The sequence below is a fragment of the Alteromonas sp. M12 genome, from assembly GCF_037478005.1.
GTDB classification, from domain to species: domain Bacteria; phylum Pseudomonadota; class Gammaproteobacteria; order Enterobacterales; family Alteromonadaceae; genus Aliiglaciecola; species Aliiglaciecola lipolytica_A.
In genome coordinates, this window is the sequence record NZ_CP144164.1 from 2,303,410 (window position 1) to 2,314,912 (window position 11,503).

Genomic DNA, 11,503 nt, shown 5'->3' on the forward strand with positions numbered 1-11,503 from the left:
ACATAAAAAAAGCGACCATAAGGTCGCTTTATTACGTTTAAAAATTTTATTAAACTTATTTACTGATGTGAGCCACTAAATCAAGCACTTTATTGGAGTAGCCAATTTCATTGTCGTACCATGAAACGACTTTTACAAAAGTGTCGGTTAGAGCAATACCGGCTTTAGCATCAAAAATAGATGTTCTAACATCGCCAATAAAGTCTTGCGATACCACTGCATCTTCGGTGTAACCTAAAATTCCGGCTAGTTCACCTTCAGAAGCTTCTTTCATTGCGGCACAAATTTCATCGTAAGTAGCTGGCTTTTCTAAATTAACTGTCAAATCAACTACTGAAACATCAGCCACTGGTACTCTAAATGCCATTCCGGTTAATTTACCGTTCAATGCAGGAATTACTTTCCCCACTGCTTTAGCAGCACCAGTTGAAGATGGGATAATATTTTGACTTGCACCACGTCCGCCACGCCAATCTTTGTGCGATGGACCGTCTACCGTTTTTTGCGTAGCTGTTGTTGCGTGAACAGTGGTCATTAGACCGTCAACAATACCAAACTTATCATTCAGTACTTTTGCTAATGGCGCTAAACAATTGGTTGTACAAGAGGCGTTAGAAACAATGTCCTGACCTGCGTATGTCTCATGATTAACACCCATAACAAACATAGGAGTCGCATCTTTAGACGGTGCAGAAAAGACCACTTTTTTAGCGCCGGCTTGTATATGTTTACGTCCAGTTTCATCGGTAAGGAATAAACCTGTACATTCCACTACCACATCAACATCCGCTTCATTCCATTTAAGGTCAGCAGGATCACGCTCTGAAGTTACACGTACTGTATTGCCATTTACGACTAGATGACCGTCAACTACTTCAACAGTGCCATTAAATTTTCCGTGCGTAGAATCATACTGAAGCATATAAGCCATATAATCAGGATCTAGAAGATCATTTATTGCTACAACTTCAATATCAGAGCGTTCGCATGCAGCTCTAAATACAAACCGTCCAATTCGGCCAAAGCCATTAATTCCAATTTTGATTGCCATGAAGGTTCCTCAATTTCACATTTGGTTGTAAGATAATTACAAAAATTATGGATCATAATTGCCTATAAGGCAAAAAAAACCCTGAAATTTGTTGTTTTATTACGATATATTCACTGCAAACGTATTCAATAACGATTTATTAACATTATGACGGATAATGTAGACACCATCATAACAGAGTCTGTGGGGTAAAATTAGTACCTTGTTGGTCTGTTAACTTCATATAGACTTGAGAAACGAAGTTCTATTTAATAGTCTTTGAAGATCAATGAATAGGGATTTAATCAAGCATGATGGTGAGTCTTTAAATTCGCTACTTAGGTAGTAAATGAAAAAATTGACAATATATCAACGCACATTTACCACTTATTAAGTAAAATTTCAGTTTTATATGAGACGAGGCTATTCTTAAAACTCGTCAAAGTACTATATTAATAGGACACAAAGCGGCATGACTTCTCCTCTTATCGACAAGCTTGTAGATATAAAAGGTGTAGAATCGAACTACATTGATGCATGGGGCAAACCCGAAATAGTTAAACAACAAAGTAAACGCAAATTATTGAGCGCCATGGGTTACCAAGTTGATGACGAGGAATCGTTAATCGCTCAGGTAGAAACAGAGTTTCAACAAATTTGGATGTCTCCACTTAATCCAGTTCAAGTAAATCGTGATACGGATGAGTTATTTATTACGGTTAGGCTTCCAATAGAATTAGTTAATGATGACTTTGTCATCGCCATCGACTGTGAAGACAAAAGTACATTACAACAAAAGTTTGTACCTATAGATGGTGATTTAATCAACGCGACTATTATTGAAGATATAGAGTTTCAAGAATACCTAATTAAACTAAATCATTCTTTACCACTAGGTTACCATCAACTCAAACTGTTGGCGGATGACGGTGATCAGATTGCAGCAATGCGAATGATAATGGCACCTTCTTCTTGTTATCATCCTCAATCGATTCTAGATGGCCGCAAAGTCTGGGGGTTAAGCGTACAGCTTTACTGCCTTCGAAGCGAAAATAACTGGGGCGTTGGAGACTTCTCTGATTTGGCTCAATTGATTGCGTCTGCTGCTAAAAACGGTGCACAGTTTATTGGTTTGAATCCTATTCATGCACTTTATCCAGCAAATCCAGATGCGTGCAGCCCTTATGGACCTTCTTCCAGACGTTGGCTTAATTTTATATATCTAGATGTGACAGCTATTGATGGTTATAACTGTCCTGATGTACAAGAATTGGTGAATAATGCAGAATTTCAATCGCGCCTAGATCATGTGCGCAGTTTGGAATATGTGGATTACGAAGCGGTCACTCAATTAAAATTAGGTGCCCTTGAGCGTGTATTTGATAATCAAAATAGCCACTTTTTAAGTAAAAATACTAAGCAGAATAAAGCCTTTAAACAGTTTGTGAAAGAGGGGGGGGATAGTCTGCAAATGTTAGCCACATATGATGCTTTGCAAGAGCACTTGGCTAACCAAGGAAAACCCTCTTGGGGATGGCCTGTTTTTCCCAAAGAATATGCTGATTTTCAGTCGCCAGCGGTATCTAAATTTGTTAAAAAGAATGCAAAACGTGTCAAATTTTACTTGTTTTTGCAATGGCAAGCCGCGCTGCAACTAGAAGCAGCTAATCAAGTCGCAACACAAAATAACATGTCTATTGGTATTTATCGTGATTTGGCTGTTGGTGTGAGTGAAGGCAGCGCAGAGATATGGGGAAATAAAGATTTGTATTGCACAGATGCTAGCGTAGGCGCGCCGCCTGATGTGCTTGGTCCGTTAGGACAAAACTGGGGCTTGCCTCCAATGGATCCAGAGAAACTCTATCATCAGCAATATCAACCTATTATTGATTTGTTTGATTCAAATATGAGGTCTGCCGGAGCGTTAAGAATTGATCACGTGATGGCGTTACTTCGTTTGTGGTGGGTAGCAAAAGGTGACAATGCAAAAGATGGCGGCTATGTTTATTATCCTGTAGATGATTTATTAGGTATCTTAGCCCTTGAAAGCCAGCGTCATCAAAGTTTAGTCATTGGTGAGGACTTAGGAACCGTACCTGAAGAAATCCGCAGTAAATTAGCTGATAACGGTGTTTACTCTTACCGTGTGTTCTTTTTTGAACAAGCTAAAGACGGCGGTTTTTATTCTCCATCAGATTATCCGGTTCAATCTATGTCAACATTAACCACCCATGATATGCCAACGTTGTCGGGATATTGGCATTGTCACGATTTAGAACTTGGCAAAGAACTGGGGTTGTATCCTACTGAGGAAATATTGTCGGGGCTGTATACCAGTAGACACAGTAATAAGCAGCAAATCTTGAATAGTCTGCATGGACATCATGCCATTCCCGAATGGATGGATCGTCAAGTAGATCATCTTGGTATGAGCAAAGAGTTAAACTATGACATGCAGGTGCATATGGCAACTGGGTCTAGCGCATTACTCAGTTTGCAACTTGAAGACTGGTTACAAATGGATAAACCTGTCAACATACCTGGTACTTTCAAAGAATATCCAAACTGGAAGCGCAAACTAAATCAGGATTTAGAGCAAATATTCTCTGATCCCGATATTGTGCTTTTAGCGAAAAAGCTAACGAAGGCTAGAGACAACGCAAAGTAATTCTGTAATTATACTTTACTTAAACGGTTAAGGTTCTATATTTTGAACTGACGTTAACCCATAAGGCGAATCAATGTTAATAGAAGAAGAATTAAAGCAAGCTAATTGTACTGAACCATTTGAATTTTTAGGTAAAAAAACCATTGAAGAAATAACCCAATTTAATGTTTGGTTACCCGGAGCAAAAAATGTCAGTGTGTTTGACTTAGATTCTGGAAAAAACGTTGGCAAGCTAAAGCGAAAAAACAAAACAGATTTGTTTTGTGGTCAGTTTAAAAAGGTCAAAGAAGATTTGGTTTATGGTTTGAAAGTGGAAACTAAAGAAACTACCTATGACCTTATAGACCCTTATCAGTTTCAAGAACAAGCATTCCATGCGGTGCACTATGTTGATCATGCCCCTGAAAATGTGTATCAGCAATTGGGGGCACAGTTAATATCTTTAGACGTTGGACTGGATAAAAAAATAGAGGCAACTCGATTTGCGGTCTTTGCGCCTAACGCTAAGGCTGTATCTGTTATTGGTGATTTTAACTATTGGAATGGCAGTTGCCATCCGATGCAAAAAACGTCAATGGGTTATTGGGTTTTAATTATTCCAGGTTTATCTGCCGGCCAACGATATAAATATCAAATTAAAGATGCGAATGGCAATCAACTGCCTCACAAAGCTGATCCTGTGGGTTTTAGTGCTGAACAGTATCCATCTCACGCATCAATTATATTTAATCAAAATGATTATCAATGGAATGACGCTGAATGGATAGAGCAATCAAAAGCAGATAAATACTTACAGCCAATGAGTATTTATGAGGTGCATCTAGGTTCCTGGAAGCGACCAACTGATCCAGATAAAACCTATTTAAGTTACCGCGAATTGGTCGATGACCTTATCCCTTATGTGAAAGACATGGGATATACTCATCTGGAAGTATTGCCGATTTCTGAGTTTCCGTTCGATGGCTCTTGGGGATATCAACCTGTAGGCTTGTTTTCACCCACTAGTCGATTTGGCGATCCCGACGACTTTAAATTTTTCGTAGATAAATGCCATCAAAATGGTATTGGCATTATAATCGATTGGGTACCGGCGCATTTCCCCGAAGATGGTCACGGATTAGCTCGTTTCGATGGTACTCATGTTTACGAGTACGAAGATCCGCGTAAAGGCTGGCATCCAGATTGGAACTCTTGTATCTATGACTTTGGTAAAGATACAGTGCGTCAATTTTTGGTGGCCAACGCATTGTTTTGGATAGAACATTTCCACATTGATGGACTGCGTGTAGATGCTGTAGCATCTATGTTGTACTTGGATTATTCCCGTAAAGATGGTGAATGGATCCCCAATGTTGATGGCGGAAACGAAAATTACGAAGCGATCAGCTTTTTGCAATGGATGAATAAAGCCGTTTATGAGAAGTTCCCTCGGGCAATGACCATCGCCGAAGAGTCGACTTCGTTTCCTAAAGTGTCTAAACCCGTATTCGAAGGTGGTTTAGGTTTTGGATTTAAATGGAACATGGGGTGGATGCACGATTCGTTGCATTACATCAGTAAAGACCCTTCCTACCGACGTTATCATCATGGTGAAATAACCTTCAGCATGGTTTATTCCTTTAGTGAGAGCTTTGTTCTACCTATCTCCCACGATGAAGTGGTGCATGGTAAAGGGGCATTACTTAGAAAGATGCCTGGTGACGAATGGCAGCAAGCCGCCAATCTGAGATGCTATGCTGGCTTTATGTATGCACACCCAGGTAAAAAATTGAATTTTATGGGCAATGAAATTGGGCAAAGTTCTGAATGGAATCATGACGCTTCATTACAATGGGATTTGCTTAATTTTGATAAACACAAAGGCATTCAATCTTTGTATCGAGATCTAAACAACATATATCGCACTTATCCTGCGCTATATGAAAGTGATCATGATCCTGATGGGTTTGCATGGATCGATCATGGGAATGCTGAGCAATCTATGCTTTCGTTATTGAGAAAGTCTAAAAATGGACAGCAAACGGTGATTGCGGTTAGTAACTTTACGCCAGTACCAAGGGATGAATTTAGAGTAGGGGTTCCTGAAGAAGGTGAATACCATTTAATACTTAATTCTGACGACAAAAAATATTGGGGTAGTGGTTACAAGGTACTTAAAAATGTACAATCTGAAGCGGTAAAATGGAATAATCAACCTTATTCTATTCGTATTAATATGCCTCCTTTGGCTACATTGATGTTACAAATAACAGAGTGAAAATTTGGCTAATTCAAAACAACATGGTTTTTCAGTAACCGAAGGTGAATGCCTTCCTTTAGGTGCGACTTTAACAGAAACGGGCTGTAATTTTGCAGTCCACAGTCCAAATGCTCAACAAGTGTTGCTTTGTCTTTTTAAGCAAGACACTGAAGAACCAATAGAATATTTTGAATTGAAAGCAAAAACTGGTGAAGTATGGCATGGCCATATTGAAGGTGTTTCAGCCGGCCAGTTATATGGCTATCGCACCCAAGGCGAGAACAAACCCTGTAATGGTAACTGTTTCCATCCAGAAAAATTATTGATCGACCCTTACGCAAAGCAATTAAATCGCGCGCTACATTGGAACCGCAAAAAGTATGAAGGTGATAGCGCTTTAATGATGCCAAAGTGCGTGGTTGTCGCTGAAAATAATCCACCTTTAACCGACGACCATCAAAGACCTCGCACTCCGTTAAGCGAAACTATCATATACGAAGCCCATGTTAAGGGCCTGACAAAACTCCATCCCGATGTTCCTGAAAACCTCAGAGGCACGTATCTTGGTGCTTGCCAACCAGCAATTATTCAGCATTTAAAAGAGTTGGGGGTGACGGCTGTACAATTTTTACCCGTTATGGCGTTTATGCCAGAGCCTTATATCACTGAAAAAGGACTGACAAATTATTGGGGTTACAACCCAATTAATTATTTCTGCCCTGAGATGCGCTATGCCATTGATGACCCTATTGCTGAATTCAAAACCTTAGTGGAAAAATACCATGAAGCGGGATTAGAGGTTATTTTGGACGTGGTATTTAACCACACCGCGGAAGGGGGCTTTGATGGCCAAGTATTGTCGTTTAAGGGATTTGATAATGCGTCTTTTTATCTGTTTGAGAAAGATGAACACGATCTTAGGAATTTCGAGCATTACGTCAATTATTCTGGATGCGGCAATAGTGTCAATACGGCTTCACCTTATGTCATGAAGATGGCGATGGATGCATTGCGGTATTGGGTTAGTTATATGGGCGTGGATGGCTTTAGATTTGATTTGGCCGCTGGGTTAGGGCGAGATCCTTATGAATTTTCAAGCACTTCAGGCTTTTTAACGACACTGCGTCAAGATCCTATTTTGGCTGGCGTTAAGTTGATAGCAGAACCTTGGGATATTGGCCATGGTGGCTACCGTTTGGGAGAGTTTCCTGCTAACTGGCAAGAAGTTAACGACAAGTTCAGAGATACGGTTAAAGGTTTTTGGCGTGGTGATGTCGGTTTAACCGGAGAATTTGCAACCCGCTTATTAGGATCCAGAGATATATTCCCAAAAGGTCGGCGCTCAATTCATTCGTCAGTGAATAATGTGACTTATCATGACGGATTTACGTTACATGATTTAGTTTGTTATTCGAGTCGGCATAACGAAGCCAATTTAGAAGATAACCGAGATGGTCATGGGCATAACTTGTCTGCTAATTACGGTGTTGAGGGGCCAACGAAGGACGAAAATATCAATGCATTGCGCGAAAAACAAAAGCGTAATTTATTCGCGACCTTAATACTTTCCCAAGGCATTCCCCATGTGTTAGGTGGCGATGAGCTGAGTCGAACACAACAAGGGAATAATAATGCCTACTGTCAGGATAACGAGGTAAATTGGTCACAGTGGCAATTAAACGAGTCACAACAAGACTTTCTGGCATTCTGTAAACAAGTGATTGCATTGCGAAAAAGCAGCATTATTTTAACCGACTTGTCTTTAAAAGATGACGAGTACAATCTTCATCACAACGTTGATGAAGTGAATTGGTATCGACCCGATGGTGAAAATAAATTGGATTCGGATTGGCAAGATCCCCATAAACAATCTTTTGCGGTTGAATTGAAAGGATGCCCCAAACATACAGACGAACATTTGTTGTTAATTTTTAATACCTACGATCATGATGTTCGTTTTCAACTACCAAGCGGAATTTGGACGTTAGAACTTGATACACGATACAAGAAGCCGTCGTTACAACCTAAAACCAAAATATCGAATGTATTCCTGCAAGCCTATCGAAGTGTTACTGTATTTAAACGAAGCTGTAATTAATCAGTATTAAATTCTACTTTGGAGATTTCGATGAAATTAACCGATGAGCAATGGCGTGAAAAGTTAACCGAAGAAGAATATAGAGTATGCCGACAAAAAGGCACTGAAAGACCCTTTACTGGGGAATTGCTGCATAATAAAGATACTGGGAACTACACCTGTACTTGTTGTGGCAGTATTCTTTTTTCATCTGAAGATAAATTTGATTCAGGTTGTGGTTGGCCGTCTTTTTCCGCACACACTAAACATGACAATGTGGCGTTCCATGAAGACAATTCATTGGGTATGCAACGAATTGAAATAGTGTGCAAAAATTGTGAAGCTCACCTAGGACATGTTTTCCCCGATGGCCCAGCACCTACAGGCCAACGTTATTGCGTCAATTCAATTTCCGTTAAGTTTTCACCTGAAAAAGCGGAATAAATCGCAGTTTTTTAAAATAGTTAGAAATAATTTTTGTAATATTTTTACAGGAATTCCTAGCTAATTTCCTGCATAAGGCGTTGTTCTCCTTCATAACGGAAATTTATGAGGTAAAATTACATTCAATACCTGCTTTCATTACTATTTTGTCTAAAAATTGAAACTTTATACCAGTTTGGTGATATGCATAACTACCTTTAGAATACCCGCGTTTTTTGATGCTATTAACAAATTAGGGTAGTAAAGAATGAATCAGCAGTTTGAACAGGAACTCATGGGCAGTTGGCAAGAGCGTCAAGAATACGCTGAATTGATGCAGCCTGTACTTGGTAAATTATATCGTGACAGCGCTGTTGAAATCTCGATTTTTGGAAGACCTATGTTAGGTGCCAGCGCTATCGACATTATAAAATCTCACCGTAAAGTTAGACGTCATACAGGTGATAAACTTCGACTAAGAGAAAGTTGGCCAATTCTAGAAGAAATGAGCAAGCTTCAATTAGCACCTGCACACATTGATTTAGGTAAATTAGCTTACGCATATCATCACGATGATAAATTTAAAGATATGGACATCAAGTCCTACTTAGATGAACAGCTAGTTAGTATTGCAGGAAAGCAAGATAATCACCCAGTTCAAGACGTGGTTTTATACGGCTTCGGTCGAATTGGAAGACTGTTGGCTCGATTGCTTATTGAGCGTCAAGGTAAAAACAATAAGTTACGCCTAAAAGCCATTGTCGTTCGTGGCGGAAAAGACGGTGACTTAGAAAAGCGTGCCAGCTTACTACGCAGAGATTCTGTTCATGGTCCATTTAGTGGCAGCATAACAGTTGACCACGAACGCAATGCTATAAAAGCGAATGGTTCATTTATTCAAGTTATTTACGCAGACTCCCCAGACAGTGTTGATTACACTCAATTTGGTATAAAAGATGCCATTGTCATTGATAATACGGGTATTTGGCGTGACCGCGACGGTTTAGGTCTACACCTAAAAGCGAAAGGCACTAAAAAGGCTATTTTGACCGCACCAGGAAAAGGCGACGTTAAAAATATTGTTTACGGTGTAAACCATAGTGATATTACCAGCGACGATACTATTCTGTCGGCCGCTAGTTGTACAACTAACGCTATTACACCAGTATTAAAAGCCTTAGATGAGCAGTTTGGTATTGAAAACGGTCATGTTGAAACGGTTCACTCATTTACCAATGACCAAAACCTAATCGATAATTTCCACAAAGCAGAGCGACGTGGTCGCAGTGCAGCATTAAATATGGTTATTACGGAAACAGGCGCAGCAAAAGCCGTATCCAAAGCCTATCCGAAGTTAGAAGGTAAATTAACTGGCAACGCGATACGTGTACCAACGCCAAATGTATCTCTAGCTATTTTGAATTTAAATTTGAATAAGTCGACAGATAAAGAGGAAATGAATAATTTCTTGCGCGACCTTTCATTGTTTTCTTCATTGCAACACCAGGTAGATTTTACTTCGTCTATTGAAATTGTATCTACTGACTTAGTTGGTTCACGAGCAGCATCAGTGGTTGATTCGCAAGCCACTATCGTTGCAGGTAATCGTGCTACCTTATATGTTTGGTATGATAATGAGTTTGGATATAGTTGTCAGGTTATGCGCGTAGTGCAAGCTATGGCAGGTTTAACTTACCCAACAATTCCAGCTTAAAAAATTAAATTCACAGATTTGCCGTTTTGGTCAGAAAGTCCATTTGATTAGGGCGGCAAGCTGTTTTACTCGATATCCCCGCGCGAAATACTTCTCTTTTAGTTATTTATATTTATGAGCCAATTTGATTTTTTTATCTAAATTAGTGGTTCAGCCTAACCCATTTTTTATCAGATTATGGTAGATTGATGTCGGTTAAAATATCAGTGAGTCTGAATGTGAATATAAGCAGCAATTTTGATTCTGGCAATATCGTCGTAATCAACGCAGAAAATCCAAAACAAATCGAATTACAAATAAGAAATGACAACCAGTCTGAATTTTATCAATGGTTTCATTTTAAATTAGATTCCACTCCCTTTTTAGAGCATAAGATTAAAATTAGTGACTTGGCTAAATCTGCCTATCCTGAAGGGTGGGAAGGTTATCAAGCTGTAGCGTCTTACGACCGACAGGAATGGTTTAGAGTCGACAGTGTCTTTGATGGTGACAATCTAACTATTTCCTTCACCCCAGAGCATAAACACACCTACTTTGCTTACTTTGCACCCTACAGTTACGAACGACATTTAGATTTATTAGCTAGCGCCCAAGTGAATAACGATTGTCAATTGCACCATTTAGGTGAAACATTGGATGGTCGCGACATGTCAGTGTTAGAAATAGGGCAAGCCGAAGAAGAAAAACCCGTAGTTTGGATAACAGCAAGACAACATCCCGGCGAAACCATGGCTGAATGGTTAATTGAAGGGCTATTAATGCGTCTTTTCGATCCTGATGACGGAGTGGCCAGAAGATTGCTAGACAAAGCAATATTTTACGTTGTGCCTAACATGAACCCAGACGGTTCCGTCCGTGGTCATTTGCGCACTAATGCAGTTGGCACAAACCTGAATAGAGAATGGCAATCTCCTAGTTTAGAAAAAAGCCCTGAAGTCTTTTTGGTTATGCAGAAAATGCGTGAGACAGGGGTAGATCTGTTTTTAGATATTCATGGAGACGAATCGTTACCTTATAATTTTGTCGCCGGTGCTGAAGGAAATCCCGGCTACAGTAAAAGAATCGAAAAGTTAGAAAATGCGTTTAAGTCAGCTTTTTTAACGGTCACACCGGAATTCCAAGATGAGTTTGGTTACGACAAAGATGCACCTGGTGAAGGTAATATGACAGTGGCGACTAATGCGGTTGGACAATTATATGATTGTTTAGCTTATACCTTGGAAATGCCATTTAAAGATAATGCGCTTTTGCCAGATGCGGCTTATGGCTGGTCTCCAGAAAGATGCAAACAGTTAGGTGAAGATTTACTCGTAGCCGTGAATGCTGTGATTGATGATTTACGTTAGTGAAAT

General features: G+C 39.7%; 7 protein-coding genes. 6 read left to right on the forward strand and 1 reads right to left on the reverse strand.

Annotated features, from left to right (window positions below):
- Positions 1-55: 55 nt before the first annotated feature.
- Positions 56-1,051 carry a type I glyceraldehyde-3-phosphate dehydrogenase gene (gap, locus tag VUI23_RS09835; protein WP_216046457.1) on the reverse strand — a complete coding sequence of 332 codons (996 nt, stop codon included), beginning with the start codon at positions 1,049-1,051 and terminating at the stop codon, positions 56-58.
- Positions 1,052-1,502: 451 nt separating this feature from the next.
- On the opposite strand from gap, the gene malQ reads away from it, so the two are divergent.
- The 6 genes from malQ to VUI23_RS09865 all read left to right on the forward strand — a co-directional run bounded on the left by malQ (position 1,503) and on the right by VUI23_RS09865 (position 11,497).
- On the forward strand, positions 1,503-3,698 hold the full coding sequence (malQ, locus tag VUI23_RS09840; protein ID WP_303499824.1) for a 4-alpha-glucanotransferase: 2,196 nt from the start codon (positions 1,503-1,505) through the stop codon (positions 3,696-3,698).
- Between the two features lie 73 nt (positions 3,699-3,771).
- Positions 3,772-5,955: a 1,4-alpha-glucan branching protein GlgB gene (gene glgB, locus VUI23_RS09845; RefSeq protein ID WP_216046459.1), complete on the forward strand. Its 2,184-nt coding sequence runs from the start codon at positions 3,772-3,774 to the stop codon at positions 5,953-5,955.
- A 4-nt stretch (positions 5,956-5,959) separates the two neighbouring features.
- Positions 5,960-8,035: a glycogen debranching protein GlgX gene (gene glgX / locus VUI23_RS09850; protein WP_216046460.1), complete on the forward strand. Its 2,076-nt coding sequence runs from the start codon at positions 5,960-5,962 to the stop codon at positions 8,033-8,035.
- 30 nt (positions 8,036-8,065) lie between these two features.
- The gene (gene msrB / locus VUI23_RS09855) at positions 8,066-8,458 is read left to right on the forward strand and encodes a peptide-methionine (R)-S-oxide reductase MsrB (RefSeq protein WP_342808082.1); all 393 of its coding nucleotides are present in this window, start codon (positions 8,066-8,068) and stop codon (positions 8,456-8,458) included.
- A 247-nt stretch (positions 8,459-8,705) separates the two neighbouring features.
- Complete coding sequence (locus VUI23_RS09860) at positions 8,706-10,151, forward strand: glyceraldehyde-3-phosphate dehydrogenase (protein ID WP_216046462.1); 1,446 nt, start codon at positions 8,706-8,708, stop codon at positions 10,149-10,151.
- 218 nt (positions 10,152-10,369) lie between these two features.
- On the forward strand, positions 10,370-11,497 hold the full coding sequence (locus VUI23_RS09865; RefSeq protein WP_342808273.1) for a M14-type cytosolic carboxypeptidase: 1,128 nt from the start codon (positions 10,370-10,372) through the stop codon (positions 11,495-11,497).
- The last annotated feature ends 6 nt before the right edge of the window (positions 11,498-11,503 follow it).

Bases quoted from the DNA above. Each gene is read 5' to 3' on its own strand.
- malQ (WP_303499824.1), top strand. From the start codon at position 1,503: ATGACTTCTCCTCTTATCGACAAGCTTGTAGATATAAAAGGTGTAGAA.
- msrB (WP_342808082.1), top strand. From the start codon at position 8,066: ATGAAATTAACCGATGAGCAATGGCGTGAAAAGTTAACCGAAGAAGAA.
- glgB (WP_216046459.1), top strand. From the start codon at position 3,772: ATGTTAATAGAAGAAGAATTAAAGCAAGCTAATTGTACTGAACCATTT.
- gap (WP_216046457.1), bottom strand. From the start codon at position 1,051: ATGGCAATCAAAATTGGAATTAATGGCTTTGGCCGAATTGGACGGTTT.
- VUI23_RS09860 (WP_216046462.1), top strand. From the start codon at position 8,706: ATGAATCAGCAGTTTGAACAGGAACTCATGGGCAGTTGGCAAGAGCGT.